The organism is Trinickia sp. (assembly GCF_036503415.1).
Classification (GTDB): Bacteria; Pseudomonadota; Gammaproteobacteria; order Burkholderiales; family Burkholderiaceae; genus Trinickia.
On sequence record NZ_DASXWY010000003.1, the window covers coordinates 1 to 26,853 of the forward strand.

20 protein-coding genes and 1 pseudogene are annotated in these 26,853 nt (G+C 63.3%); 13 read left to right on the forward strand and 8 right to left on the reverse strand.

Translation table 11 applies throughout. The annotated features are described in order from the left end of the window. The first annotated feature begins 473 nt into the window (after nucleotides 1-473). The 3 genes from VGL01_RS00100 (at nucleotide 474) to bamC (ending at nucleotide 2,532) form a co-directional block, all read left to right on the forward strand. The gene (locus VGL01_RS00100; protein ID WP_331565842.1) at nucleotides 474-890 is read left to right on the forward strand and encodes a hypothetical protein; all 417 of its coding nucleotides are present in this window, start codon (nucleotides 474-476) and stop codon (nucleotides 888-890) included. Nucleotides 891-960: 70 nt separating this feature from the next. Next, on the forward strand, nucleotides 961-1,197 hold the full coding sequence (locus tag VGL01_RS00105) for a hypothetical protein (protein ID WP_173256194.1): 237 nt from the start codon (nucleotides 961-963) through the stop codon (nucleotides 1,195-1,197). 135 nt (nucleotides 1,198-1,332) lie between these two features. After that, nucleotides 1,333-2,532: an outer membrane protein assembly factor BamC gene (gene bamC, locus VGL01_RS00110; RefSeq protein ID WP_331565844.1), complete on the forward strand. Its 1,200-nt coding sequence runs from the start codon at nucleotides 1,333-1,335 to the stop codon at nucleotides 2,530-2,532. A gap of 445 nt (nucleotides 2,533-2,977) precedes the next feature. Here the strand turns inward: bamC and VGL01_RS00115 are convergent, their stop codons facing one another. From VGL01_RS00115 to VGL01_RS00125, 3 genes are all read right to left on the reverse strand, one after another. Beyond that, complete coding sequence (locus VGL01_RS00115) at nucleotides 2,978-3,235, reverse strand: DNA-binding protein (RefSeq protein ID WP_331565846.1); 258 nt, start codon at nucleotides 3,233-3,235, stop codon at nucleotides 2,978-2,980. A gap of 164 nt (nucleotides 3,236-3,399) precedes the next feature. Further along, nucleotides 3,400-3,645, reverse strand: coding sequence for a hypothetical protein (locus tag VGL01_RS00120; RefSeq protein WP_331565848.1), 246 nt, complete (start codon nucleotides 3,643-3,645; stop codon nucleotides 3,400-3,402). A 175-nt stretch (nucleotides 3,646-3,820) separates the two neighbouring features. Beyond that, entirely contained in the window at nucleotides 3,821-4,546 is a 726-nt protein-coding gene (locus tag VGL01_RS00125; protein ID WP_331565850.1) for a YdcF family protein, read from the reverse strand. Nucleotides 4,547-4,808: 262 nt separating this feature from the next. Between VGL01_RS00125 and VGL01_RS00130 the strand changes: the two genes are divergently transcribed. Then, a complete protein-coding gene (locus VGL01_RS00130) occupies nucleotides 4,809-5,117 on the forward strand; it encodes a hypothetical protein (protein ID WP_173256190.1) in 309 nt (102 codons plus the stop codon). A 575-nt stretch (nucleotides 5,118-5,692) separates the two neighbouring features. On the opposite strand, the pseudogene VGL01_RS00135 reads toward VGL01_RS00130, so the two are convergent. Then, nucleotides 5,693-6,088 (reverse strand): annotated as a pseudogene (locus VGL01_RS00135) (transposase); the annotation flags it as partial. Between the two features lie 813 nt (nucleotides 6,089-6,901). On the opposite strand from VGL01_RS00135, the gene scpB reads away from it, so the two are divergent. The 7 genes from scpB (at nucleotide 6,902) to truB (ending at nucleotide 16,313) form a co-directional block, all read left to right on the forward strand. Then, nucleotides 6,902-7,792, forward strand: coding sequence for an SMC-Scp complex subunit ScpB (scpB, locus tag VGL01_RS00140; RefSeq protein WP_414720130.1), 891 nt, complete (start codon nucleotides 6,902-6,904; stop codon nucleotides 7,790-7,792). A gap of 60 nt (nucleotides 7,793-7,852) precedes the next feature. Then, complete coding sequence (gene rluB, locus VGL01_RS00145) at nucleotides 7,853-9,631, forward strand: 23S rRNA pseudouridine(2605) synthase RluB (RefSeq protein ID WP_331565852.1); 1,779 nt, start codon at nucleotides 7,853-7,855, stop codon at nucleotides 9,629-9,631. A gap of 272 nt (nucleotides 9,632-9,903) precedes the next feature. After that, nucleotides 9,904-10,362 carry a ribosome maturation factor RimP gene (rimP, locus tag VGL01_RS00150; protein ID WP_331565854.1) on the forward strand — a complete coding sequence of 153 codons (459 nt, stop codon included), beginning with the start codon at nucleotides 9,904-9,906 and terminating at the stop codon, nucleotides 10,360-10,362. Continuing rightward, entirely contained in the window at nucleotides 10,359-11,834 is a 1,476-nt protein-coding gene (gene nusA / locus VGL01_RS00155) for a transcription termination factor NusA (protein WP_331565856.1), read from the forward strand. The genes rimP and nusA overlap by 4 nt, the downstream gene beginning before the upstream one ends. A 111-nt stretch (nucleotides 11,835-11,945) precedes the next feature. After that, a complete protein-coding gene (gene infB / locus VGL01_RS00160) occupies nucleotides 11,946-14,810 on the forward strand; it encodes a translation initiation factor IF-2 (protein ID WP_331565858.1) in 2,865 nt (954 codons plus the stop codon). 144 nt (nucleotides 14,811-14,954) lie between these two features. Next, nucleotides 14,955-15,323: a 30S ribosome-binding factor RbfA gene (gene rbfA, locus VGL01_RS00165; protein ID WP_331565860.1), complete on the forward strand. Its 369-nt coding sequence runs from the start codon at nucleotides 14,955-14,957 to the stop codon at nucleotides 15,321-15,323. Nucleotides 15,324-15,371: 48 nt separating this feature from the next. Next, nucleotides 15,372-16,313, forward strand: a complete 942-nt coding sequence (gene truB, locus VGL01_RS00170) for a tRNA pseudouridine(55) synthase TruB (protein ID WP_331565862.1) — start codon at nucleotides 15,372-15,374, stop codon at nucleotides 16,311-16,313. 148 nt (nucleotides 16,314-16,461) lie between these two features. Here truB and VGL01_RS00175 read toward each other — a convergent pair whose 3' ends face one another. The 4 genes from VGL01_RS00175 to VGL01_RS00190 all read right to left on the reverse strand — a co-directional run bounded on the left by VGL01_RS00175 (nucleotide 16,462) and on the right by VGL01_RS00190 (nucleotide 21,561). Then, a complete protein-coding gene (locus tag VGL01_RS00175) occupies nucleotides 16,462-18,027 on the reverse strand; it encodes a DHA2 family efflux MFS transporter permease subunit (RefSeq protein ID WP_331565864.1) in 1,566 nt (521 codons plus the stop codon). A 40-nt stretch (nucleotides 18,028-18,067) separates the two neighbouring features. Continuing rightward, nucleotides 18,068-19,324 (reverse strand): EmrA/EmrK family multidrug efflux transporter periplasmic adaptor subunit, encoded by a 1,257-nt coding sequence (locus VGL01_RS00180; RefSeq protein ID WP_331565866.1) that lies wholly within the window; start codon nucleotides 19,322-19,324, stop codon nucleotides 18,068-18,070. A 90-nt stretch (nucleotides 19,325-19,414) separates the two neighbouring features. Continuing rightward, nucleotides 19,415-20,926 (reverse strand): efflux transporter outer membrane subunit, encoded by a 1,512-nt coding sequence (locus tag VGL01_RS00185; protein WP_331565868.1) that lies wholly within the window; start codon nucleotides 20,924-20,926, stop codon nucleotides 19,415-19,417. Between the two features lie 146 nt (nucleotides 20,927-21,072). Next, nucleotides 21,073-21,561, reverse strand: coding sequence for a MarR family winged helix-turn-helix transcriptional regulator (locus VGL01_RS00190; protein WP_331565870.1), 489 nt, complete (start codon nucleotides 21,559-21,561; stop codon nucleotides 21,073-21,075). A gap of 270 nt (nucleotides 21,562-21,831) precedes the next feature. Here VGL01_RS00190 and typA point away from each other — a divergent pair, with 270 nt between their 5' ends. After that, on the forward strand, nucleotides 21,832-23,658 hold the full coding sequence (gene typA, locus VGL01_RS00195) for a translational GTPase TypA (protein ID WP_331565872.1): 1,827 nt from the start codon (nucleotides 21,832-21,834) through the stop codon (nucleotides 23,656-23,658). 273 nt (nucleotides 23,659-23,931) lie between these two features. Beyond that, the gene (locus tag VGL01_RS00200; protein WP_331565874.1) at nucleotides 23,932-26,787 is read left to right on the forward strand and encodes a 2-oxoglutarate dehydrogenase E1 component; all 2,856 of its coding nucleotides are present in this window, start codon (nucleotides 23,932-23,934) and stop codon (nucleotides 26,785-26,787) included. The last annotated feature ends 66 nt before the right edge of the window (nucleotides 26,788-26,853 follow it).

Here is a 26,853-nt window from a genome sequence, read left to right on the forward strand (position 1 = left end):
TGGTGCCCGGGACCGGAATCGAACCGGCAAGCCGTTAGGCGGCGGATTTTCATCACACTGCATCTTTCGATGCCGGCGATGCGCTCAGGGACTGCATTGCCGTTTGTGCGCTGGACTATGCCTTCGCCATCGCCGCGCACATTTTCGAGATGTGCCGCGCAGCATTAGGCGCCCCCCGTCTAGTCTCTACACCTTCCGCGGCGCGCATCGGTGACGACGCACACCGGGCTTGGCTCGGCGTTGCCTCGGCCGCCTGACATCCATAACGAACAGATGTCATGCACCAGGGGGTTCGCCGAATTTGAAGGGTTCTGCACCGACCGTTTCCAGCCGGGCACTCAATTGCTTCAAGTCCGCTATGTTTACCAATTTCATCACCCGGGCAGGGTGGACGCGATTCTACCATCGGCGCAGCCCGACGCACGCCAGCGCTCACAGCGTTAAAATGATCGCCCACAAAAATCGATCCGCCGATGAACAAGATCCGAATCGCGCCGCTCGCCGGGCTGCTCCTCGTCATGCCATTTCTGGCAGGCGGCTGTACGCTTTATCAAAACCCGAGCGCTTGCGAAACGCGGATGCGCAGTGAGCTCGCTCGAGCCGCCCCGCATGATCGCCTCAAAATTTCGAATGTAGGCGTGGGCATCGGCGGCTCGCGAGTCGTCGTCGAAGGGGCATTGCAGGGGCCCGCCGCGGCAAGCGAGGTATCGGCGGCGGCATCGGGCGCGGTCGCGGCGGCCCGCGCTGCGCCCGCCAAAACGCGCAGCCGGGCCGCCGCGCTCGAATGCACGTTCAACGGCGACGCTCTCGTCTCGACGCATTGGCTCGCTCCGACAGAGATGGCCAAACCTGCGGACGCTGATGCCGACGACGAATCCACCAGCGGTTGAAGAACCCCGTACAAGCGCGGCGTGGCAAATGCTACGATCGTCGAACGCCAGCGCGATGAAGGAGATAGAGATGGACGGATTCGTGACCCATCGGATCGAGGGCGTCGATGTCGACATCGAAGTGGTGCCCGCCGCGGCGCAGGGATTCGCGGCGCGCTTTCGGGTAGGCGGTAACGGCACCGATGAAGCCGAACGGCATGTGGTGCATGTGACGCAAGGCCCGTTCGCCACTGAAGCCGAGGCTGAAGAAGCAGCAAAATCGGCCGCGCTGGGCTGGATTCTTTCGCACGGCGAACCGCGACATTGACCGTCGCGAACGGGCCTTCCGAGCGCGAACGATAGGGCGCGCGGCGCCGGTTTTACACACGATGGTCCGGGACCGGTAAAATGCGCGGCTGATCCACGGAAATACCCGTGGCGAAAGCGCAAGGATTTCCCGAACATGACTGATCTTCGTTTTACCTCGCGGTTCGCAGCTCTCGTTTTGGCCGGCAGCCTCGTTGCCGGTTGCAGTTCCCCGTCGCCGACCCAGGTCGACTACCGGAGCGATTCGAAATCGAAGCAGGCATCCCTTGCCGTTCCCCCCAACCTGCTCGAGGAGACTTCCGATCAGCGTTCGCTGCCGCCTCTCGGCGGGCAGACTTCGCTTTCCTCGCTGCGTCAGGTGCAGAAGGCCGCCCCGTCCGAAACCGCGGTGGTGCCCCCCGTCGCCGGCATGCACATTCAACGCGACGGTACCGCGAGCTGGCTCGTGATCGACGGCAAAACGCCAGATCAGGTCTGGCCGCAAGTGCGGCGCTTCTGGCAGGAACAGGGCTTCCTGCTCGTCGTCGATCAGCGCGACAAGCACGTCATGGAAACGGATTGGAATGAGACGCGCCCCGAAGTGAACCAGGGCCTCATTCGCAACACGCTGTCGAAGGCGATGGGCAACTCGTACGTCGCCGCGGAGCGCAACAAGTATCGGACGCGCCTCGATACCGCGCCCAATGGCGGCACCTATGTGTTCGTGAGTCAGAAGGGCATGCGCGAAGCGCTCGAAGGCGTCCACAACGATACGAGCACATGGCAGCCGAAGCCGAACGATCCGGCGCTCGAGACCGAGTATCTGAAACGTCTCATGGCAACGCTCGCGCGGGCCGATTCGCGCGGCGCCAGCCAGCTCGGCGAGGAACCCGCTGAAGATGCGGACGTTGCCAAGGCGGGCAAGGCGAAGTCCGATGCTGCGGCGATTGCCGCGCAAAATGCCGCGTTTACCGCCCAGTCCAGCAAGCGAGAGCAAGCGGCGAGCAGCGAGGCGGCAACGTCCGAGGTCGAACTTGGCGAGGGCTACGACAACGCATGGATTCGCGTAGGGATCGCGCTAGACCGAAGCAACTTTACGGTGGATGACAAAGACCGCACGCGCGGCCTCTATTACATCCGCTACGTCGATCCGAAAGACTTGAGCGCGGATAAGCAGGGCTTCTGGAACCAGGTGTTCCACGGCAAGAAGGAAAAGATCGCCAAGCAATACCGCATCAACGTGCGTGCGCTGACGCCGAATCAAACTCGCATTGCTGTCGTCGACGATAAAGGCGATATCGAGTCGACTCCGCAGGCCCGACAAATCATGGGACTGCTCGAGGACCAATTGCACTGATTACGCATCGCTCCCGAGGAAGCACCCAGTAGAAACCCGCCGCAAGGCGGGTTTTTTCTTGTGCGGACCGTCGTCGCTACGGGATGAATCGGCCATGGGCGGCTCACGTCACGGCCTTTGTCACGTGACGTTACCCCGTAACATGGCGCCCCTGCGTCGGCTTTGCGCTTTGTCGCGGTAATTTGTCGATGTGAATCAGCGACTTGGCAGTTGCGGGAGCAACTGGCATGTTAGCTGCTCTCTCTTGAGCCGGCAGCCGCGGACGAGCCACATGCGGTGCGATACGAATGGCAACGGCATGGCCGGCGGGAGAAAGCATGCCGGACACGATGGCCCCGTCGCCCATCCTCGTAGGGCGACGGTTTCACCCGCGTTCTTCGGAACGCGGGTCTTTTTCGTGGCCAGAGGATTGTCGTGCGGCCGGCTTAGCCAACCCAACGTCAGGTCAATGCGCGGTATCGGGGACGTCGAGAATCAGAACGATGGTCCAATCGGCTTCGCCGTCATGATGGTATTGACGCTCGACGACGATGAACGGCTGCTGTTTGCCCGCGGGCCCGAGAAAGAGTACATCGCCTTCCACGGGCAGGCACTCGATAGGCGGCAATGCGAGAAACGCCTCTTGCGAGCCGCGCGGCATCAGTTTCTCGATCTTGCGCGACGCGGCCTCGGTCCATTCGATGTCCAGTTGGATGTTGCTCATGCTTTTCCTCCGCACCGGGGTGCGTCGAGAGTATTGGCGAAGAAATATCGGAGCGCGACTTTAGCACAGCGGGGCGGACGGTTCCGGCTATAAAAAAAGCCGAAACCGGCGAGGCCGGTTCGGCTTGTCGTTGCCTGTTGCGCGGGGCTCACCCCGCAACGGTTTCACTCGCCGGATTCGGCCTTCTTGTGCTTCATTGCCTTCTTGTGATGCCGCATCGGCTTCGTATGGTCCATCGGCATCGTCTCTTGTGGCTGCATTTCCTGCTGCGACTGAAGTGCCTGCGCGCGCTGCTCGACCTCTGCAGCCTTGGCCGGGTCAGTGCTCATTTGGACGCCTTCCGTCTGCGCATAGGCGGCACCGGCGAGCATCGAAAGAGAAGCCAGGACAGTCAGTGACGCTTTCTTCATTATTTGCCTCCGTGCGAAAAAGGTAGATAGGTGATGGTCGAGATTCTGCCCGTTCTCGGGACACTGCATTCTAGCGAGCATATTCGGAGCCAGACTCCTTTGTAAGGCAAAAGAGACGCTCCGTTACATGTCGTTACATCCGATCGCCGCATTGCTTCCATTGTAGTGGCCTTTATCAAAACCACCCCAAGGCCCGGTAAACATGGAATTGGGCGATGCCGATCAGTTCGTGCAGCGCGATATTGGCATTGACCAGGTTCGACAAGCGTGGCAGCGCGCCGCATCGCACTTCGCGCGCGTTGGAAACGACCGGTTGTACCGGGAGCCCGAAGCGGTCGAAATCCAGCAGCGCGCGGGGCATCTGGTAAGCCGACGTGACGAGTATCAACGAATCGTAATGTCGATCGCGCAGCATATGCGCCACGTACTTGGCATTCTCGTAAGTATTGCGGCTCGCGTTTTCGAGTACGAGGTCTGCGCGCGCGACTTTCGAGCGCAGCAGATACGGCGCATAGGTATCGGCTTCGCTCGCCTCATGTCGCTGGGGATTGCCGCCGCTCACGAGGACACGGCATTCGCCGTGCGGCATAGCCGTTTTGCATTCGGCATACACCGACGCGGCTTTCGCGATGCGAGCCGAGGCGTCCTTCTTGGGTATCAGCCGGTCGCGGGCGTCGTACTCCGTACCGCTTCCCAGCAGCACGATGACCGTGCGTGAACCGAATCGGATAGGAGATGAGTCGGGCGCGCGTGCCTGAACCGCGTTGAGCAAAGGCGCCGCGAGCCACCCGGCGGCGAGCAGCCACAACAGAAGGATGGCGGACGGACCGAGGGCGAGGCGTGCGCGGCGCCACAGTACGAAAACTGCAAAAAAAAGCGCGAATAAAGTGAATATGATCAATTCGAATGCGGTAACGTATGGGTTCGGGATCCACGAGTGAGCTGGCGGTTGATCCAGCCGCGGCGCATCGGCGACGCCGATGTCATGGGGCGCCGCCCCCCCAAATGGGGCTCGTAAATCACGGACAGTATCGATGATACGGCGACGCCGGATGTTCCGGACCATCGCTCCCGAATCGGCAAACCGCACCCAGTGCGGCCTTGCCGTGCGGCGCATGCTCAGGCATGAACTGTGCGATGGCCGGATTTGAAAAAGAGTCGAGATGGCCACGTTTTCAAATGAAGCGGTGCTCGAAGCGCTAAGGCGGGTCCAATACCGTCAGGTTCCATGGGCCAGGCGCCCGGGTGTTTTCGAATATCTGCGAGGACTCGGCTTGATGGAGACGGTGCGTCAGCGTACCGTCGCCCCTGGCGCGGGCTTTCATGCGCCGGTTGATATTGCCGTTCTCACCGACAAGGGGCGCGCCGAATTCACGCGTCTCGCCCGCGAGGAGCGCGCCCTCGATTGGGATGCGCGCCGCGCCGACGACTACGTATTCAAGATGGCCGTCGCAGTCGACGTCGCACGTTAGCGCCGTAACGCGGGCGAAAGCCGGCAAAAAAAAGCCCGTATCGCAAGGATACGGGCTACCGGTGTATTTCTGCTGCCACGATGTGCTCATGGCATTCACTCGGACCGCGGCGAACGCGCACGGTTCCCTTCGCTGTCGTAATCACGCCCTCCAACACCGAATCAATGCTGATCGCGAACGTTACGTGGGCGCGGTGGGGGCGGTGGGCTCGATACTTCGGGGTGCGACCGCGCATTGCGGACGATATCGCTGCGCAAATCGCCACGCGGCACGTCTACCGGCATGGGAACGGTCGTCGACGCGCTCGGTGGGGGATGCGGCTGAGCGCGGGCGCCCCTGCTGCGTACACCGCCGTCTCCCACCGGTATGATCGCCGCGATAACGAGCGGGACGATCATGCTGCCCAGTAGCAACGGTATGCACTTCAGCAGGACGTTCGCGGGCAGGCCGCGCAAAAGGCTTGTCTGCATACCGGCAAGGTACGCGGGGCCGCGAAAGCGCGCTGTAAATATTGGTAAATGGATGTTTCGCCTGCGTTTGGCCGCAGGCGCACCCGCTCGCGTACGCGCCGATCAGGCCATCTTCACCGGCGCGCGCCAGGATTCAGGATTGGTCCAGAATGCGCCGCGCAGGCGGTCGCGGCTGGGCGGCGCGGGCGGTTTGACGGTGGAGGCGCCGATACGTCCGCGCAGCGAAATCTGCCGTCCGCAGGTCGACAGGCGCTTGACGATTTCAGCGAGTGTGCCGTCCGCTTGCCATTCGTCGAAGCGGCGCCGGCAAGTCGGCGGAGAAGGGTAGCGGCCCGGAAGCTTCGACCAGCCCTCGCCCGTGGACAGCACCCAGAGCACCGCGTTGACGACTGCGCGTGCTTCCACGCGAGGGCGTCCGCGCCGTTCACTGCGTGCGGGTTCCGCGCAGAACAACGCTTCCACCAGCGCCCATTCGTTATCTCTCAAATCGTCGAACAGCATCATGTCCTCACCTCAGCGAAACTGACCCGGTGCGCCGCCCCGTGCTGCGCACGCTCGAAACACCCGATAAAACGAGTGCCGAGTGCGCCGGCTGTGGCCGCGCTCGCCAATCAAGCTATCGAGCGCGCCGTACCGGCTTCGGCGGCCCGATCAATGCAACAAGCGTGCCACGCGGGTCGACGGGCGCCGCGAGGCGCGTGGCGGCGGGCCTGTCGGGGGATCAGCTAGGGGCGTATAAGACGCCAAATCCCCGCCGGGGAAAATCGGGACAATCACCAATCCAGTGCAGTACGGCGCGCCGTGGGTGCGTTGGCGCCCGAATATTGCGATGCGCAAAATTGGCCCGGCGCCCGACGGTCGACTTGTACCCCAGCGCCACACGGGCGCTTTTGCACCTGCAGCATCGGTGGCGGGGCCGGGCGCGCGATGCGAACCCGGCAGCGCGCAGCGACTTTCGGCTCGAATCCAACGCGTCGAGGGAGCGGGGCGATTCACCGGGGCCGAGCGGCTTGTCGTCCCGGCTCGTTTTCGGGTCGTCTGTGAAAGCGCGCGGGGCAGTTGTGGGCCCTGTTGCTCGGTTGCCCGTTTACGCACCGAACCTTTTTGCGTAAGATGACGTTCAATCACGCGGCGCCATCTTCGGAAGGCCGCCGCTTTGTCCGGCTGGGCTTGGCTCGATAGCTGTCCGATTCGCCGCCCCCCGGTCCGTGCTCCCATCAATATGACCGATCAAAATCGGGCGAGCGCGTCTTCTGTTCCAACATCGTCTGATTGATCCGGTTCGTTTGACCACACAGGGTCTGGCCTAGCTGCATGAATACCCAAGAGGCGAAGATCGTCCTCGAGACTGCTTTGATTTGCGCGCAAGAACCGCTGAAGCTCGGCGAGTTGCGCAAGCTCTTCGCCGATGGCCTGTCGGCGGACACAGTCCGTGCGTTGCTCGAGGATTTGAGAAGCGAGTGGTCCGGTCGCGGCGTCGAACTCGTCGCGCTGGCGTCGGGGTGGCGCTTCCAAAGCAAGCCGGCGATGCGCAATTTTCTGGACCGTCTGCATCCCGAAAAGCCGCCGAAGTATTCGCGAGCGGTGCTCGAGACGCTCGCGATCATCGCGTATCGGCAGCCCGTCACGCGTGGCGACATCGAGGAGATTCGCGGCGTCACGGTCAATACGCAAGTGGTCAAACAGCTCGAGGACCGCAACTGGATCGAGGTCATCGGTCACCGCGACGTTCCCGGGCGGCCCGCGCTCTATGCGACGACCAAGCAATTTCTCGACGATCTCGGTTTGAAGGCGCTCGACGAGCTGCCGCCGCTCGAAGATCCAGCTGCCCAGCTCGACGGAACGCCGCTCGCTCAGCACGCAATCGAGTTTCCCGAGTCGGCGAGCCAGGAATTCGACGCAGCCGGCAAGACTGACGAGGCGCAGGTCGCCGGCACGGCCGATGCCGCGGCGGACGACGAGCCGGCGGAGCCGGTGCGCGCGGGCGACGCCGCGGAGCACGATTTATGCGCGGAGGATGTCGGCGACGCGCCACGGCAAGCGGATGAAGGCGACGGCGAAGCGTCGGTGGGCGCGGTGCCCGCGCCTGCGCTGCGTGCGATCGAGTCGCCCGCTGCACCTTCGGAACATGACGAAAACGATTCGGTGAATGGCGTCGACGACGACCCGTTCGCCAACCACGAAGCGGCCTCGCGCCGTGCCTGAATTAACCGAATTTTTGCCGCACTCGCGACGAGTGCGAGCCCTCTGACATTCGAGGTTGTTTTGACAGATACCCACGACACCGATTTGTCCGCGTCCGGGCACGCTATTGACGCTGCGGGCCGCGAACAGACATTGGGCGCGCAAGAGGCACCCGACGGCTCCAACCAGCGAGAGGCCCAGGCGGCGGATGCCGGCGGCGAGGAGCGCCCGAGGCGCGGTCTGCGCCGCGGGCCGCGCAGTCTCATCGCGCGGCGTCGTGCGGCGGCCAAGACCAAAGGCGATCCGGCGGCCGGTGATCAGGCGGCCGGCGGTCCGGCGGCCGGCGATCCGGCGGCGCAATCGGAGCCGGATGCGCCGGCCGAGCTCGCTGCGCCAGGAGGCGAAGCGCTCGACGCCGCGCCCCCGCACCGGGATCAAAAACGAAGCGCGGGCGGGAAACCGCCGCGCAAGCCTGCTGGCGGGCGCCGCGAGCGCGGACCGGGTCCCGGCCCCGGTCGTCCGGCAGGCGAGGGCAAGCGTGCCGAGGAACCGCGTGGCGATGCGCCCGGCGCGGCAGCGACAGGAGGGTCCGACGACCTGTTCTCGTACGTGACGTCGCCGGCGTTCGATGCGGACAACGGCTCGACGGCTGGCGTTCGTGCGCCGATGCTGCGCCGCGGCCGCGAGGCACCGCAAAAGCGGGTGCTGTCGCCCGATGACGATGCGCCGAAGCTGCACAAGGTGCTGGCCGAAGCCGGCATGGGTTCGCGCCGCGAAATGGAAGAACTCATCGTTGCCGGGCGTGTATCGGTGAACGGCGAGCCGGCCCATATCGGTCAGCGCATCATGCCGACGGACCAGGTCAGGATCAATGGAAAGCCGGTCAAGCGACGTGTGCAGACGAAGCCGCCGCGCGTGCTCGTCTACCACAAGCCAGCCGGGGAGATCGTGAGCCATGCCGATCCCGAGGGCCGGGCGTCGGTCTTCGACAAGCTGCCGCCGATGAAAACGGCGAAATGGCTGGCTGTCGGCCGGCTCGACTTCAACACCGAAGGGCTGTTGCTGCTCACGACGTCGGGCGATCTGGCCAACCGGTTCATGCACCCGCGCTATAGCGTCGAACGCGAGTACGCCGTTCGGGTAGTCGGAGAGCTCGGCGAAGGGGCGCGGCAAAAGCTGCTCCACGGCGTCGAACTCGAAGACGGCCCAGCAAACTTCCTGCGGATTCGGGACGGCGGCGGCGAAGGGACGAACCACTGGTATCACGTTGCGCTCGCGGAAGGGCGCAATCGAGAAGTGCGCCGGATGTTCGAAGCGGTCGGCCTCATGGTGAGCCGTCTGATTCGTACGCGGCATGGCCCGATCTCGCTGCCGCGCGGGTTGCGCCGCGGCCGCTGGGAGGAGCTCGAAGAAAATCAGGTGCGCAGCCTCATGAGCGCGGTCGGGCTGAAGGCGCCGGTCGAAGACAAGGGTGCGCGGCGCGCGACGCAGGAACGTCGCCAACCGGATCCGATGCAAACGTCGATGGGCTTCATCAGCCGCGAGCCGGTGCTGACGGCGCACGGCCGCTTCGAGCAGCCGGGCCGCGGTCCGGGCCGGCGCGGTCCGGGCGGCGGATTCGGCGATGCGCCTGGCGGTTTCGGCGGGCGTCCGGGCGCAAACCGGGGCAAGAGCGGGCCGCAACGCGCACGTGGCGACGTGGATGGCAATCGCGCGTTGCCTGCCGGTGGTGCCAAGCGCGGCCCGGGCGGCGGTGGTGGCGGCCCCGGCGGCAACCGGCCTGCGGGCGGCGGCAATCGCCCGGGCGGGAGCGCCAACGGGCCGCGCGGAATGCCGCGCAATCGGGCGCGGGGCCGGTAACGGCCAGCGGTCCGCATTCGAGAAAGGCGCTGTTCGCAAGAGCGCGTGCTTGGCACGTGCTCTTGAAAAATGCTAGAATCTCGAAGTCGCTGGGCGTGCGGCTTTTTCGTGCGGCTCAGGTGCGACCACCGGTAAGAAGAAGATGGGCGTTCAGCCCATTTTTTTTTGCCGTTGCGGTTCAGCATCTCGGGTTGCACTGACCTTCCGTGCGCCGGCCAGGCGCGCGGCCCGCAAGATGTTCGCGTCGCGCGCGAATATCTTAGAGGGCACTTGTGCAACTGACGGAACTGATAGAAACCACGGTCTCGGGCATGGGCTACGAGTTGGTCGATCTCGAGCGTACCGGGCGCGGCATGCTTTGCATCTATATCGATCAGCCCTCCGGTATCGCGATCGAGGACTGTGAAAAGGTCACTCGTCAGCTCCAGCACGTTTTGACGGTTGAAAATATCGATTACGAGCGGCTCGAAGTGTCGTCGCCTGGGCTCGACCGTCCGCTGAAGAAATTGGCCGATTTCGTGCGATTCGCGGGGAGCGAGGCGGTCGTTACGCTGAAAAAACCGTTGGACGGACGCAAGACGTACCGGGGCATTCTCCATGCGCCGAACGGGGAAACGATCGGTTTGGAATTTGTTGGGAAAGAAGGCGCCGCGATGCTCGACTTTACGCTTGCGGATATGGACCGCGCGCGCCTCGTCCCGCACGTTGATTTTAGGAGCCGGAAACAATGAGTCGCGAAGTATTGATGCTGGTGGATGCGCTGGCGCGCGAGAAGAACGTCAACAAGGATGTCGTGTTCGCTGCGCTCGAAGCCGCCCTTGCTTCGGCAACCAAGAAGCTCTTCGAAGAAGACGTCGATATTCGCGTGCACATCGATCGTGAATCGGGTGAGCACGAAACGTATCGCCGGTGGCGCGTCGTGCCGGACGAGGCCGGTCTGCAAGAGCCGGATCAGGAAATCCTGCTTTTCGAGGCGCGCGAAGAGCAGCCCGACATCGAAATCGACGAATACATCGAAGAGCCGATCCCGTCGATCGAGTTCGGCCGCATCGGCGCACAGGCCGCGAAGCAGGTCATCCTGCAAAAGGTGCGCGATGCCGAGCGCGAGCAGATCCTGAACGATTTCCTCGAGCGTGGCGAAAAGATCATGACGGGGACGGTCAAGCGGCTCGACAAGGGCAACTTCATCGTCGAATCGGGGCGCGTGGAAGCGCTGTTGCGCCGCGATCAACTGATTCCGAAAGAGAACTTGCGCGTGGGCGACCGCGTGCGCGCCTATATCGCGAAGGTCGATCGCACGGCTCGCGGGCCGCAGATCGAGCTCTCGCGCACCGCGCCCGAGTTCCTGATGAAGCTGTTCGAAATGGAAGTGCCGGAAATCGAGCAGGGCCTCCTCGAAATCAAGGCCGCCGCGCGGGATCCCGGCGTGCGGGCGAAGATCGGCGTCATCGCCTATGACAAGCGGATCGATCCGATCGGCACCTGCGTAGGCATCCGCGGCTCGCGTGTGCAGGCGGTGCGCAACGAGCTCGGTGGCGAGAACGTCGACATCGTGCTATGGTCGGAGGATCCCGCCCAGTTCGTGATCGGTGCGCTCGCGCCGGCAGCGGTCCAGTCGATCGTCGTCGATGAAGAAAAACATTCGATGGACGTCGTCGTGGACGAAAACGAGCTCGCGGTCGCGATCGGCCGCAGCGGCCAGAACGTGCGGCTCGCGAGCGAGCTGACCGGCTGGCAGATCAACATCATGACGCCGGACGAATCCGCGCAGAAGCAGAACCAGGAGCGGGGCGTATTGCGCGACCTGTTCATGGCGCGGCTGGACGTCGACGAGGAAGTGGCCGACATTTTGATCGACGAGGGCTTCACGAGCCTCGAAGAGATCGCCTATGTGCCGCTCAACGAAATGCTCGAGATCGAGGCGTTCGACGAAGACACCGTTCACGAGCTGCGCAACCGCGCACGCGATGCGCTGTTGACGATGGCCATCGCGAACGAAGAGAAAGTCGAAAACGCCTCGCTCGATCTGAAGAGCCTCGACGGAGTCGATTCCGACTTGCTCGCGAAGCTGGCCGCGCATCAAATACAGACGCGCGACGAGCTTGCCGAGCTGGCCGTGGACGAATTGGTCGAATTGATTGGAATGGAAGAGGAAGCCGCGAAAGCGTTGATCATGAAAGCACGTGAACACTGGTTCCAGTGAGTGAATACCATGACGCACTGAAACGATCGCGACGGCGATAGATTTAGCACGCGCCGGTCGCACGACCCGATGCTAACCGCAAGGAATCGGTCCTTGCATTAAGAGGAATGAATGGCGAGTAACAACGTAGCCCAATTTGCCGCGGAACTGAAAATGCCTGCCGGGGTGCTGCTCGAGCAGCTCCAGGCTGCGGGCGTCCAAAAAGCGAGTGAGGACGATGCGCTGTCCGAATCGGACAAGGCACGTTTGCTCGACCACTTGCGCAAAGCGCACGGCTCGGCGGACGCGGACAAGCGCAAGATCACGCTGACGCGCCGGCATACGTCGGAAATCAAACAGTCCGACGCGACGGGCAAGGCTCGCACCATTCAGGTCGAAGTGCGCAAAAAGCGCGTGTTCGTGAAGCGCGATGAAGCCGGTGAAGCGGCTGCCGAAGCGGCGGGTCAGGCGGTCGACGCCGAAAGCGCCGAGCTGCAGCGGCGCGAGGAAGAGGCACGCCGGGAGGCCGAGCTGCTCGAGAAACAGGCGCAGGAGCTCAAGGAGCGGCAAGAACGTCTCGAGCGCGAGGAAGCGGAACGCCAGGCGCGCGAGCAAGCCGCCGAGGCGGAGCGTCGCCGCGCCGAGGAAGAGGCTACGGCGAAGCGTGCCGAAGTCGCTGCGCGCGAGCAGGCCGAGCGTGGTGCGAGCGAGGACGAGCGAGCCGCCGCCGAGCGCGCCGCACAGCGTGAAGCGGCCAAGAAGGCCGAAGACGCTGCGCGCGAGGCCGCCGAGAAGGCCCGCGCCGAGCAGGAGGAAATCGCCAAGCGCCGCCAGGCGGCCGAGGCTGAGGCGCGCGCGATTCGCGAGATGATGAATACGCCGCGCAAGGCGCAGGTAAAGGCCCCGGAGCCCGCGCCCGCGAAGCCGGCCGAGCCTGCCGTCAAGACCGCCGAAGCGAAGGGCACGTTGCACAAGCCCGCGCGCCCGCCGGGCGAGGCGGCCCGTCCGGCCGCGCGCAAGGCGGCACCCGCGGCCGCGCCGAGCACGACTCCGGCGGCTCCCTCCGCCGACAAGAAAAAGCCTGGCGGCAAAGCGGGCTGGCAGGACGACGCCGCGAAGCGTCGCGGCATCAAGACGCGCGGCGATTCGAGCGGCGGTGTCGATCGCGGCTGGCGCGGCGGTCCGAAGGGCCGCGGCAAGCATCAGGATGCGGCCGCCAACTTCCAGGCACCGACGGAGCCGATCGTGCGCGAAGTGCACGTTCCGGAGACGATCACCGTTGCCGACCTCGCGCACAAGATGTCCGTCAAGGCATCGGAAGTCATCAAGATAATGATGAAGCTCGGCCAGATGGTCACGATCAACCAGATGCTCGATCAGGAAACGGCGATGATCGTCGTCGAAGAACTCGGACATCGTGCCGTGGCAGCGAAGCTCGACGATCCCGAGGCGTTGCTCGTCGAAGGAGAAGCGAACGACGCCGAGCAACTGCCGCGTCCGCCGGTCGTCACGGTCATGGGCCACGTCGACCACGGCAAGACGTCGTTGCTCGACTACATCCGGCGCGCCAAGGTGGCGGCGGGTGAAGCGGGCGGCATCACGCAGCACATCGGCGCTTATCACGTCGAAACGCCGCGCGGCGTCATTACGTTCCTCGATACGCCGGGCCACGAAGCGTTCACGGCCATGCGGGCACGTGGCGCGAAAGCCACCGATATCGTGATTCTCGTCGTGGCTGCCGACGACGGCGTAATGCCGCAGACGAAGGAAGCCATTGCGCACGCGAAGGCGGGCGGTGTGCCGATCGTCGTCGCGATCAACAAGATCGACAAGCCGGAAGCGAACCCCGAGCGCGTGAAGCAAGAGCTCGTGGCCGAAGGCGTCGTGCCGGAAGAGTACGGTGGCGATTCGCCGTTCGTGCCGGTGTCGGCCAAGACGGGCGCGGGTATCGACGATCTGCTCGAAAACGTGCTGCTGCAGGCCGAGGTGCTCGAATTGACCGCACCGGTGGATGCGCCTGCGAAGGGACTCGTGATCGAAGCGAAGCTCGACAAGGGCAAGGGCCCGGTTGCGACCGTGCTCGTGCAATCGGGTACGCTCTCGCGCGGCGACGTCGTGCTCGCGGGCAGCGCCTATGGCCGCGTTCGCGCGATGCTCGACGAAACGAGCAAGGCGACGAAATCGGCCGGCCCGTCGATCCCGGTCGAAATCCAGGGCTTGTCGGAAGTGCCTGCCGCTGGCGAAGAAGTCATGGTGCTTCAGGACGAACGCAAGGCGCGCGAAATCGCGCTGTTCCGTCAGGGCAAGTTCCGCGATGTGAAGCTGGCCAAGCAGCAGGCCGCGAAGCTCGAAAGCATGCTCGAGCAAATGGGCGAGGGCGAGGTCAAGAACCTGCCGCTCATCGTCAAGGCCGACGTGCAGGGTTCGCAAGAAGCGCTCGTGCAGTCGCTGCAAAAGCTCTCGACCGACGAAGTGCGCGTGCAGATCGTGCACGGCGCGGTGGGCGGCATCAGCGAGTCGGATGTCAATCTGGCCACGGCGTCGAAAGCGGTCATCATCGGCTTCAATACGCGGGCCGATGCTCAGGCCCGCAAGCTGGCGGAGACCAACGGCATCGATATTCGCTACTACAACATCATCTATGACGCTGTGGATGAAGTGAAGGCTGCGATGTCGGGCATGTTGTCGCCGGAGAAGCGCGAGGTCATCACGGGCATGGTCGAAGTGCGGCAGGTGTTCCGCGTGCCGAAGGTCGGCGCGGTGGCCGGCTGTATGGTGACGGACGGTGTCGTGAAGCGTTCGTCGTCGGTGCGCGTGCTGCGCAACAACGTGGTCATCCACACCGGCGAACTCGATTCCCTGAAGCGCTTCAAGGACGACGTCAAGGAAGTGAAGCAGGGCTTCGAGTGCGGTATGTCGGTCAAGAACTTCAACGATATCGTCGAAGGCGATCAGTTCGAAGTGTTCGAGGTCACCGAAGTCGCGCGTACGCTGTAAGCGCCACGTGCGCGGCTCGGGGCGGGGCGGGCGACGAGCCTGTCCCGCCCGTTGTTTTTTTGGGCGGCCCTTTGTTCGAACGATGGCCGCAAGAACGGTTGTGTGGCCTTTCGGCCCGCAAAGTTTGCATCAGGAATTTTCGCCATGTCGAAGAAACGTAGTTCTCCTAACCGCAACGTGCAGATTGCCGATCAGATCCAGCGCGATCTGTCGGAACTCATCATGCGCGAGGTGAAGGATCCGCGCATCGGGCTCGTGACGATTCAAAGCGTCGAGCTCACGCCCGACTACGCGCATGCGAAGGTCTATTTCACGACGCTGACGGGCGACGCTCAGGCAACCGAGCGCGCACTGAACCACGCGGCGGGTCATCTTCACAATCTGCTGTTCAAGCGGCTGCATATCCATACGGTGCCCACGCTGCACTTTCACTTCGACAAGACCATCGAACAGGCCGTCGAGATGTCGCGCCTGATTGACGAGGCTAATGCCAGCCGGGCCAAGGACGATTGAGTCCCGACTGAGGTCCCGGTGTATGTCCGCTCTTTTTGCAACTGTCCGATGAATCAGAATCAAAGGCCCCGGGTGCCGCGTCGCGTGCTCGATGGGGTGTTGCTGCTCGACAAGCCGCTCGGGCTGTCGAGTAATGACGCGCTGATGAGCGCGAAGCGCCTGTATCTTGCGAAAAAGGCCGGTCATACGGGGACGCTCGATCCGCTCGCATCGGGGCTGTTGCCGCTTTGTTTCGGCGAGGCCACGAAGTTTTCGCAGGATCTGCTCGATGCCGACAAGACCTACGAGGCTACGATGCGGCTCGGCATTCGTACCTCGACGGGCGACGCCGAGGGCGAGGTGCTCGAGACGGTGGCGGTGCGGGTCGAGCGCTCAGAGGTCGAGGCGGCATGCCGGCGCTTTGTCGGCGAGATCATTCAAGTACCTCCCATGTACTCGGCACTGAAGCGCGACGGCAAACCGCTTTATGAGTACGCGCGAGCTGGGCAGACAGTGGAGCGCGCGGGCCGCGCGGTGACCATCCGCTGTCTCGAAGTGACCGGCTGCGTATTGCCGGACGTGACCTTTCGCGTCACCTGCAGCAAGGGCACTTACGTTCGCACGCTGGCCGAGGATATCGGTGCGGCGCTTGGCTGCGGCGCGCACCTCGTCGCGTTACGGCGCACGGGGGTGGGCGCGTTGACTCTGGAACATGCGGTCACGCTCGATGCACTTTCCGATATGGATATGCCCGCGCGCGATGCGATGCTGCAGCCCGTCGACGCGTTGCTCTCCACGTTTGCGCCCGTGCAGCTCGGGCAAGACCTCGCGCGCAGGTTTCAGCAAGGACAGCGTATTCGCCTGGCGGAACTGAGCGCGCCGACGGTGCAGGAAAGCAGCGAGGGCAGCGTTCGCGTGCGGGTATACCGTGAAAGCGATGGCGCTTTGCTTGGCGTAGCACGTGCTGGGGATGGCGTGCTTGCGCCGGAACGGCTCGTCGTCGGCGGGTAAGGCGGGCGTCGAGGGTTTTCTTCAGCGTCGAGCGGGGGAGCCTGCGAGATCCCTTCTCCATTTACAAGGCGCTTCATGCTTTTGCATCATGCTTTCTCAATACTTTGAGAATTCTCAATTGTGATGAGAAAAGCTGAGAAAGGCTCGATCAATGCGCGGCCGATGCGGCTGCGCTCGAATCCCCACCACCCGATCGTTCGGGGCGCGTAATCCAGATGAGCCCGATCAACACCACGAAGATCACCGCCGAGATGTAGAACAGGTCGTTGACGCCGAGTTGGGCGGCCTGCTGCGTCACCATGCGATCGAAGAGCCCATATCGTTGCGTCGCGTCGAGGCCGGTCGCGGAGCCCATCTGTGACATCGCTTGCGTGAACGTCGGATCGAACGCGCTCGCGCGCTCGGTCAGCTGCGCGTGGTGGAACGTCGTGCGATGATCCCAGGCCGTCGTGAAGATCGAGGTGCCGATCCCGCCGCACATGATCCGCACGAAATTGGACAGGCCCGATGCGGCCGCGATGCGATTGCCGGGCAGGCCGGACAGCGTGATCGACACGAGCGGAATGAAGAAACCCGCCATGCCGATGCCCTGCACGAGCGTCGGCAGCATGAGCGACCAGGTGTCGACACCGGTCGTATAGCGCGAGCGCATCCAGAAACAGAGCGCGAATACGAGAAACGCGGCCGTGGCGATCTTGCGGGGATCGGTTCGTGGCAAGAACTTGCCGGTCAACGGCGAGAGCAGAATCGCGAAGACCCCGACAGGCGCCATGACGAGACCCGCATCGGTCGCGGTGTAGCCGATATCCGTTTGCAGCCAGAGCGGCAGAAGGACCAGGTTCCCGAAATAAAGCCCATAGCCGACCGACAGCGCGACGGTACCGCCCGTGAAGTTGCGCTTCTTGAACAGCGATAGATCGACGACGGGATGCTCGGCGGTCAACTCCCAGACCACGAAGAACGCGAAGCCGATCACGGCGATGAGCGCGAGTATCACGATCGTCGTCGACGAGAACCAGTCCAGATCCTTGCCCTGGTCGAGCATGACTTGCAGCGAGCCGACCCAGATCACGAGCAGGCTGAGGCCGACGGTGTCGATCGGTGCCTTCTTGATCGCCGAGTCGCGCGTGCGGAAGATCGCCCACGTTGCCACTGCCGCGACGATGCCGACCGGGATGTTGACGTAAAAGATCCACGGCCACGAGATATTGTCCGAGATCCACCCGCCCAGAATCGGGCCGGCCACCGGCGCAATCAACGTGGTCATCGCCCACATGGCAAGCGCGAGCGGAGCTTTGGAACGAGGATAGCTCGCCAGCAGCAGCGTTTGCGAGAGCGGAATCATCGGCCCGGCGACCGCGCCCTGGATGACCCGCGAGAAGAGCAGCAACGGCAGCGTCGGAGACAGGCCGCACATCCAGGAAGACAGCACGAACAGCACGATCGATGCGAGAAAGAGGCGAACCTGACCGATGCGGTCGGTCAGCCAGCCCGTCAGCGGCACGGAGATGGCATTGGCGACGGCGAACGAGGTGATGACCCAGGTCCCCTGGTCCGACGAGACGCCAAGATCGCCCGAGATCGTCGGGATCGACACGTTCGCGATCGAGCTGTCGAGCACGTTCATGAACACCGCGAGCGACACGGCGACCGTGCCGATAACGAGCTGCGCGCCGGTGAGCGGCGGATGCGGAGCGGCTGCGGATTGGGCCATTGCGTAAATGCCTCGAAACGGGAAACGTTGGGCTGCTTGTTTACATCAGCTTTGCCGCGCCACTCGCGACTTGCGCACCGCGCGTCCCGTGGGATGCCGGCGGCTTTTGCCGGGCGACGCCCGCCGCTGCATCCGAGCCCGCGTTTTGCGCGATGATGCGAGCGATCTCCGCGTCCGCGTCTGCGCCGTACTTGTCGAATACGTTCGTCTGATAGACGGTGTTTTGGGCGTTGCCCAACTGGCTGCCGTTGTCGTTCTTGATGTCGACGTCGGCTTGCATGGACAGGCCGATGCGCAGTGGATGCGCGTGCAGTTCCTTCGGATCGAGTTCGATCCGAACGGGCAGGCGTTGTACGACTTTGATCCAGTTGCCCGTGGCATTCTGCGCGGGCAGCAGCGAAAACGCGGAACCGGTACCCGCGGAGAAGCCCACGACCTTGCCGTGGTAGACGACCGACGAACCGTAGACGTCCGCGGTCAGTTCCACCGGCTGGCCGATGCGCATATGCTTGATTTGCACTTCCTTGAAGTTTGCGTCGACCCAGACGGCCTCGAGCGGCACGATCGCCATGAGCGGCGTGCCGGGCGAGACGCGCTGCCCCACTTGCACTGAACGCTTCGCCACGTAGCCGGTGACAGGTGCCGGAAGGGTGTTGCGTGCATTGTTCAGATAGGCATCGCGCACTCGCGCGGCTGCGGCGAGCACATTCGGATGCGTTGCGATGGTGGTATTCGAGGTCAGCGCGCGGTTCGACGCGAGTTGCTGTTCGGCGGCATCGAGGCTCGCTTGCGCGCTTTTCACTGCATCGCGCGCATGCGAGATTTCCTCCTGCGAGACCGCACCTGTTTGCGCGACGGCCATGCGTCGCCGCAGATCGTCTTGCGCGCGCGACAGATCGGACTGGCGTTGTGCGATTTGCGCCTGGTACTGATCGTTGTTGGCGAAAAGGCCGCGAACCTGACGCACCGTTTGCGCGAGATTCGCCTCGGCCTGCGCGAGCGTGACACGGGCGTCGGCGCCGTCGAGCACGACTAGCGGGTCGCCCGCCTTGACCGTTTGCGTATCGTCGGCATTCACCGCGATGACGGTGCCCGTCACCTGCGGGGTGATCTGCACGACGTTGCCGTTGACATAGGCATCGTCCGTTTCCTCGTGAAAACGCGCGACGAGGAAATAGTAGACGCCGTACGCGATGGCCGCGATGAGGATCACGCCGACAAGCAGTGCCATCAGCCGCTTGCGCTTTCCGTTCGCCGGCGTCTGAACGTTCGCGGCGGATTGTTGAGTCTCGCTCATGGAAATGCTCTCCGGTTCTCGAGTTTCTGTCTTCGAATGTTCGTCGGCTCGTGGCGCGTCGATCGGTGCCGTGCCTGGATCATGCCTTCATCAGCTCGACGGCGCCGCCGCACTTCGCGCCTGTCCCGGCACCTGCGGCGCCGGCTCGCCGAGCCCGACGGTGTTTGCGTCGAATCCGCCGCCGAGCGCCTTGATGAGCGCAAATTGCAGATCCCGCCGGCGCATCTTGAGATTCGTCACCGTTTGCTCGGCGTTGAGCCGGTTGATGTCGGCCGTGAGCACCTGCAATTGTGGCGAGAGTCCCGCCTTATAGCGGATCACGGCCAGCCGATAAGCTTCGCTCGATGCGTCCAGCGCCCGTTGCGCGTCATTCATCTGACGGTCGATCGCGCGAATCGACGACACCTGCGTGGCCACGTCCGACAGGGCGTTGATCAGCGTCTGGTTGTAATTCGCGACGTCGAGATCGAAATCGGCGTACCGCCCCTTCAATTGGGCGCGCAGGGCGCCGGCATCGAAGATCGGCAGGTGAATCGCGGGCCCGGCCTGCAATTGGCGGCTGCCGGCCGTCAGGAACCGGCTCCAGCCGAAAGAGTCCAGACCCGCTGCCGCGGCCAGATTGATGTCCGGAAAGAATTCGGCCTTGGCCTCTTTCACATCGTGCAGTGCCGCGTCGACCTGCCAGCGCGCCGCGACGAGATCCGGACGGCGCGAAACGAGATCGGCCGGCAGGTTATCGGGCAGTGTCACCGCGCCGCCGGCCGACAGCGCCGGCTGAGCGATCTGCAGCCCGCGGTCGGGCCCCTTGCCGAGCAGCGCGGCGAGCTGATAGCGCACAGCGGTGATTTGCCCGTCGAGATCGGACAGCGTCGTCTGGGTGGAGGCGATGTTGCCTAGTGCGGTCTGCTTTTCGACACTGGTATCGAGACCGGCCACGACGCGCCCGTTCGTGATCGCGCTGACTTCCTGGCGATTGGCGATTTCGCGTGCCGTGATGTCACGTATCGCGTAAAGCTGTGCGAGCTGGTTGTAGGTACGCGCGACCGAAGAGGCGAGCGTGATGCGCGCGAGCTGGATGTCGGCCTGCGCGGACTTTTGCTGCGAAAGCGCCGATGCGAGGCGCGCGCGGTTCTTGCCCCAGAGATCGAGGTCCCACGAGGCGCTCGCGAGCGCATTGTGCTCGGTCACCCAGTTGCCCGCCAACGGCGGAGGATAGAGGCCGTTTTCGGTGAATCGCTCGCGCGTGATCGAATAGCTGCCTTCGACTTTCGGCATCAGGCCCGCGCGCGAGGTCTCGATATAGGACTGGGCTTTGGCGAGGCGCGCCTGAGCCTGCGCGATCGTCGGATTGCCGTCGAGCGCTTCGTCGATGAGCTTCGGCAATTGCGCATCGCCGAATTGATTGGCCCAATCGAGCGAGGGCCACTGGCCGCTTTGAGCCGGCAGACTTTGCGCGGCCTCGAAGCTGGCGGCGCTGGCAGGTGTTTTGTCGCTCTTGATGCCGGCATAGCTGACGCAACCGGCGAGGACGAGCGCGGTCAACGCCGCGGCAATGGCGCTCGCGGGCGCGACAACATGGGACGGCACGGTTGGAGAGTTCATTGCATCGCCTTTCGACTCGAATGAAATGATGGACATCGCAACTTGTTGTTATGGGTTCCGGATGGAGATTACTTGCCATCACACCGATGAAGCAGTGCTCGCGGACGCGAACGATTCCTGCGAAATCCGAACTTTGCGCGGCGCGGCTAACGAGGCGTCTCGTCCACCGATTCGCAGGTATTCGCCAGAATGCGCCTCAACATGCTTTTGAGGAAGCCGACTTCTTCGGGTGTAAAACCGCTGAGCGCCCGGTCGACTACGTCGCAGAACATGCCCGGAATGTGCGCGGCCATTTCGTAGCCCTCGGCCGTCAGCTCGAGCAGAACGGCCCGCCTGTCCTCGCTGCTGCGCACCCGCCGCAGCAGCTTGCGCTTTTCGAGCCGGTCGACGAGCCGCGTCACGGCGCTTGCATCGATCCCGTAGTGCCGCGCGAGCTCCGCCGCAAGCTGGCAGCGCCCTGAACCGATCATGAAAAGAATGCTGCCTTGCGTGCTCGTGATGCCCAGCTCTTTCATCGTGCGCTGCGAGACCAGGTTCGAGATGCTCGACTTCGCCCGGGCGAGCAAATACCCGACCACCTCGTCGAGCTCGAATTCGCGCAGTTCTGCAAGAAGCTGGTCGGGAGGTTGGGTCATGATCTGGTGAGCATGCAATAGTTGACTAGGCATGATTCTAGTCGCCAAAAGCTGCCTATGCAACCTTCTTATGCCGAGTGGCTCATCGCGCGGGCGCTCATCATGCCATCGAGCGCGAATACATGCCGGCCAGTTGGCGGGGCGAAGCGCCCGATTCACGCGCCGGGTGGTCTGGCCCCGCCTGCCAGTGGGGCTTGCGTCACACCGACGTGCTATAATTTTTGATTACCTCGGGCATGAAGCCGCCGCCCCAAACCGTTCAGATTCCTTATGACTCGCGCCCTACGCAACATCGCCATCATTGCCCACGTCGATCACGGCAAGACCACGCTCGTCGATCAACTGCTTCGTCAGTCGGGCACCTTCCGTGAAAATCAGCAGATCGCGGAGCGCGTCATGGACTCGAACGACATCGAGCGCGAACGCGGCATCACGATCCTGGCAAAGAACTGTGCCGTCGAATACGAAGGGACGCACGTCAACATCGTCGACACCCCCGGGCACGCCGACTTCGGCGGCGAGGTCGAACGCGTGTTGTCGATGGTCGATTCCGTGCTGCTGCTCGTGGATGCCGTGGAAGGCCCGATGCCGCAAACGCGTTTCGTGACGAAAAAGGCGCTGGCGCTCGGATTGAAGCCGATCGTCGTCGTCAACAAGATCGACCGGCCCGGTGCGCGTATCGATTGGGTCATCAATCAAACGTTCGATCTGTTCGACAAGCTGGGCGCGACCGAAGAGCAGCTCGACTTTCCGATCGTCTATGCGTCGGGTCTGAACGGATACGCCTCGCTCGATCCGGCTGCGCGCGAAGGCGACATGCGGCCGCTTTTCGAGGCGATTCTTGCGCACGTGCCCGTGCGCCCGGCCGATCCGGACGCGCCGCTGCAGCTGCAGATCACCTCGCTCGATTATTCCACCTACGTGGGCCGGATCGGCGTGGGGCGCATCACGCGCGGGCGCGTGAAGCCCGGGCAGCCCGTCGTCGTGCGCTTCGGCCCCGAGGGCGAGATCCTGAACCGCAAGATCAACCAGGTCCTGTCGTTCCATGGGCTGGAGCGCGTTCAGGTGGAAGAGGCCGAGGCCGGCGACATCGTGCTCATCAACGGCATCGAGGACATCGGCATCGGCGCGACGATCTGCTCGCCCGACGCGCCCGAAGCGCTACCGATGATCACCGTCGACGAACCGACGCTCACGATGAACTTCCTCGTGAATTCGTCGCCGCTGGCGGGCAAGGAAGGCAAATTCGTCACGAGCCGGCAGATTCGCGATCGACTGATGCGCGAGCTCAACCATAACGTAGCGTTGCGCGTGCGCGACACGGGCGACGAAACGGTCTTTGAAGTGTCGGGCCGCGGGGAGCTGCATTTGACGATCCTCGTCGAGAACATGCGCCGCGAGGGCTACGAGCTCGCCGTATCGCGTCCGCGCGTCGTCCTGCACGAGGTGGATGGCGTGAAGCACGAGCCGTACGAGCTGCTGACGGTCGACCTGGAAGATTCGCACCAGGGCGGGGTCATGGAAGAGCTTGGCCGTCGCAAGGGCGAGCTGCTCGATATGGCATCCGACGGGCGCGGCCGCACGCGCCTCGAATACCGGATTCCGGCGCGAGGATTGATCGGCTTTCAGGGCGAGTTCATGACGCTCACGCGCGGCACGGGACTCATGAGTCATGTGTTCGACGAATATGCACCCGTCAAGGAAGGCTCGCTCGGCGAGCGCCGCAACGGTGTGCTGATCTCGCAAGACGATGGCGCCGCCGTGGCCTACGCACTCTGGAAGCTGCAGGACCGGGGCCGTATGTTCGTGAAGCCCGGCGATGCACTGTACGAGGGCATGATCATCGGCATCCACAGCCGCGACAACGATCTCGTGGTCAATCCGATCAAGGGCAAGCAGCTTACGAACGTGCGGGCGTCCGGTACGGACGAAGCGGTTCGGCTCGTTCCGCCCATTCAGCTTTCGCTCGAGTACGCGGTCGAATTCATCGACGACGACGAGCTCGTGGAAGTGACGCCGCAGTCCATCCGCCTGCGCAAGCGCCATTTGAAGGAGCACGAGCGCCGCCGTGCGAGCCGCGAAACCTCGGTCGATTGATCGAGAGCCAGCTATCGATGGCATCTGTTCGGAAAAAAGCCGCTCGCAAAGAAAAACGAGCGGCTTTTTCATTGGAGCAGGGAACACATGCCGATATCGAATGGCGCTTATGTCCATCTCGAATGTCGGTTGTGTGATATCCTCCCGGTGCTAGTTTTAGGTCCTTCCAAGCAAGACTTGATTCGCGCAATCCGCTAAACGGTCAGGCCGTGTCGCGGAAGGTTGAGTAACCCGCTATTTCTCGAGAAACTCGAAGAAAAGGTGAGCGTAAACATGATGAAGCAATTCCAGCTGAACTCGTACCTGTTCGGCGGCAACGCTCCGTACGTCGAAGAGCTGTACGAGCAATACCTCGATAATCCGGCGTCGGTCCCCGACAATTGGCGGGAGTATTTCGACGCCCTGCAAAACGTGCCCGCGTCGGATGGCTCGAACGCGAACGACGTAGCGCATGGTCCGATCGTCGAATCGTTTGCGCAGCGCGCGAAAGCCAATGCTTTCATCCCGCGCGAAGCCGGCGAGAATCTGGGCACGGCGCGCAAGCAAGTCCACGTCCAGTCTCTGATCAGCGCCTACCGCTTTCTCGGTTCGCAATGGGCCAACCTCGACCCGCTGAAGCGCCGCGAACGTCCCTCCATTCCCGAGCTCGAGCCTGCGTTCTACGACTTCACCGAAGCCGACATGGACCAGACGTTCAGCGCGGGCAATCTGTATTTCGGCTTCGAGCAGGCATCGCTGCGCGATATCGTCAAAGCGCTGCGCGATACGTACTGCGGCACGATCGGCGCCGAATTCCAGTACGTCAGCGATCCCGAACAGAAGCGCTGGTGGCAGGAGCGCCTCGAATCGATCCGGGCCACGCCGAATTTCTCGACTGAAAAGAAGAAGCACATCCTGAACCGGCTCACGGCCGCCGAAGGTCTCGAACGCTATCTGCATACGCGCTATGTCGGCCAGAAGCGCTTCTCGCTCGAAGGCGGGGAGAGCTTCATCGCGGCGATGGACGAGGTCGTGCGCCACGGCGGTGCGCAGGGCGTACAGGAAATCGTCATCGGTATGGCTCACCGCGGCCGTCTGAACGTGCTCGTGAACACGCTCGGCAAGATGCCGTCGGATCTGTTCGCCGAATTCGAAGGCAAGCACGTCGACGATCTGCCGGCAGGCGACGTGAAGTATCACAAGGGCTTCTCGTCGGACGTCTCCACCGAAGGTGGTCCGGTGCACTTGTCGCTGGCGTTCAACCCGTCGCACCTCGAAATCGTGAACCCCGTGGTGGAAGGTTCGGCGAAGGCGCGTATGGATCGTCGTGGCGACGAGAGCGGCGTGCAGGTTCTGCCGGTGCAGATTCACGGTGACGCGGCCTTCGCAGGCCAGGGCGTCGTCATGGAGACGCTGAACCTCGCGCAAACGCGCGGCTACGGCACCCACGGCACGCTGCATATCGTCATCAACAACCAGATCGGTTTCACGACGTCGGACCCGCGCGACGCGCGCTCGACGCTTTACTGCTCCGACGTGGTGAAGATGATCGAGGCGCCCGTGCTGCACGTGAACGGCGACGATCCCGAAGCGGTCGTGCTTGCCACGCAGCTTGCGATCGACTTCCGGATGCAGTTCCACAAGGACGTCGTGATCGACATCGTCTGCTTCCGCAAGCTCGGCCACAACGAGCAGGACACGCCCGCGGTGACGCAGCCGCTGATGTACAAGAAGATCGCCCAGCACCCGGGTACGCGCGCGCTCTACGCGGAAAAGCTCGTGCAGCAGGGCGTGATCGGCTCCGAAGACGCCGATGCCTTCGTCAAGGCCTATCGCCAGGCGATGGATGCCGGCCAGCACACCGTCGATCCGGTCCTCTCGAACTACAAGAGCAAGTACGCGGTCGACTGGGTGCCGTTCCTGAACCGCAAGTGGACGGATGCGGCCGATACGGCCGTCCCGCTTGCCGAGCTCAAGCGCCTCGGCGAACGCATCACGACGATTCCCGAGAACTTCAAAGTGCACCCGCTCGTCGAGCGTGTCATCAACGACCGCCGCGCCATGGCGCGCGGCGATGCACCGCTCGATTGGGGCATGGGCGAGCATCTCGCCTACGCGTCGCTCGTCGCATCGGGCTATGCGGTGCGCCTCACGGGCCAGGACTCGGGCCGCGGCACGTTCACGCACCGTCACGCGGTGCTGCACGATCAGAACCGCGAGCGCTGGAACGACGGCACCTACATTCCGCTGCAAAACGTGGCGGACGGTCAGGCGAAGTTCACGGTCATCGATTCGGTGCTCTCCGAGGAAGCCGTACTCGGCTTCGAATACGGCTACTCGACGGCCGAACCGAATACGCTCGTCGCATGGGAAGCGCAGTTCGGCGATTTCGCCAACGGTGCGCAGGTCGTGATCGACCAGTTCATCTCGTCGGGTGAAGTCAAGTGGGGTCGTGTCTCGGGCCTCACGATGCTGCTGCCGCACGGCTACGAAGGGCAGGGTCCCGAGCATTCGTCGGCGCGCATCGAGCGCTATTTGCAGCTGTGCGCCGAGCACAACATGCAGGTCGTGCAACCGACCACCCCCGCGCAGATCTTCCATTTGCTGCGCCGTCAGATGATCCGTTTGTTCCGCAAACCGCTCATCGTCTTCACGCCGAAGTCGCTTCTGCGCCACAAGGAAGCGATCTCGGACCTGTCGGAACTCGCAAGTGGCGTATTCCAGCCGGTGATCGGCGAAGTCGACCCCGCTATCGAAGCGAAGAAGGTCAAGCGCGTGGTGATGTGCTCGGGCCGGGTCTACTACGACCTGATCGCGCATCGTCGCGAAGCGAAGGCGAACGACGTGGCGATCATGCGTGTGGAGCAGCTCTATCCGTTCGCTCACAAGCAGTTCGAAACGGAGATGAAGAAATACGACCATGCCACCGAGGTCGTATGGGTCCAGGACGAGCCGCAAAACCAAGGTCCGTGGTTCTACATCGAGCATCACCTGAAGGAAGGCATGCGCGATGGGCAGAAGCTCGCCTATAGCGGTCGCCCGGCATCGGCATCGCCCGCGGTCGGCTATTACGCGAAGCACTACGAGCAGCAAAAAGCGTTGATCGAAGGTGCTTTCGGCCGCTTGAAGAGCGCATCGATTGCGAAATAACTAAACGACAGCGAACCGGGAAAGCGCCGCGCGCTTTCCCGCGCCGTATGCCGCCCAGACCAATCG

Bases quoted from the DNA above. Each gene is read 5' to 3' on its own strand.
- bamC (WP_331565844.1), top strand. From the start codon at position 1,333: ATGACTGATCTTCGTTTTACCTCGCGGTTCGCAGCTCTCGTTTTGGCC.
- rbfA (WP_331565860.1), top strand. From the start codon at position 14,955: ATGTCGAAGAAACGTAGTTCTCCTAACCGCAACGTGCAGATTGCCGAT.
- nusA (WP_331565856.1), top strand. From the start codon at position 10,359: ATGAGTCGCGAAGTATTGATGCTGGTGGATGCGCTGGCGCGCGAGAAG.
- VGL01_RS00200 (WP_331565874.1), top strand. From the start codon at position 23,932: ATGATGAAGCAATTCCAGCTGAACTCGTACCTGTTCGGCGGCAACGCT.
- VGL01_RS00100 (WP_331565842.1), top strand. From the start codon at position 474: ATGAACAAGATCCGAATCGCGCCGCTCGCCGGGCTGCTCCTCGTCATG.
- truB (WP_331565862.1), top strand. From the start codon at position 15,372: ATGAATCAGAATCAAAGGCCCCGGGTGCCGCGTCGCGTGCTCGATGGG.
- typA (WP_331565872.1), top strand. From the start codon at position 21,832: ATGACTCGCGCCCTACGCAACATCGCCATCATTGCCCACGTCGATCAC.
- VGL01_RS00185 (WP_331565868.1), bottom strand. From the start codon at position 20,926: ATGAACTCTCCAACCGTGCCGTCCCATGTTGTCGCGCCCGCGAGCGCC.
- VGL01_RS00115 (WP_331565846.1), bottom strand. From the start codon at position 3,235: ATGAGCAACATCCAACTGGACATCGAATGGACCGAGGCCGCGTCGCGC.
- VGL01_RS00190 (WP_331565870.1), bottom strand. From the start codon at position 21,561: ATGACCCAACCTCCCGACCAGCTTCTTGCAGAACTGCGCGAATTCGAG.
- VGL01_RS00175 (WP_331565864.1), bottom strand. From the start codon at position 18,027: ATGGCCCAATCCGCAGCCGCTCCGCATCCGCCGCTCACCGGCGCGCAG.
- VGL01_RS00105 (WP_173256194.1), top strand. From the start codon at position 961: ATGGACGGATTCGTGACCCATCGGATCGAGGGCGTCGATGTCGACATC.
- VGL01_RS00180 (WP_331565866.1), bottom strand. From the start codon at position 19,324: ATGAGCGAGACTCAACAATCCGCCGCGAACGTTCAGACGCCGGCGAAC.
- VGL01_RS00130 (WP_173256190.1), top strand. From the start codon at position 4,809: ATGGCCACGTTTTCAAATGAAGCGGTGCTCGAAGCGCTAAGGCGGGTC.
- infB (WP_331565858.1), top strand. From the start codon at position 11,946: ATGGCGAGTAACAACGTAGCCCAATTTGCCGCGGAACTGAAAATGCCT.
- scpB (WP_414720130.1), top strand. From the start codon at position 6,902: ATGAATACCCAAGAGGCGAAGATCGTCCTCGAGACTGCTTTGATTTGC.
- VGL01_RS00120 (WP_331565848.1), bottom strand. From the start codon at position 3,645: ATGAAGAAAGCGTCACTGACTGTCCTGGCTTCTCTTTCGATGCTCGCC.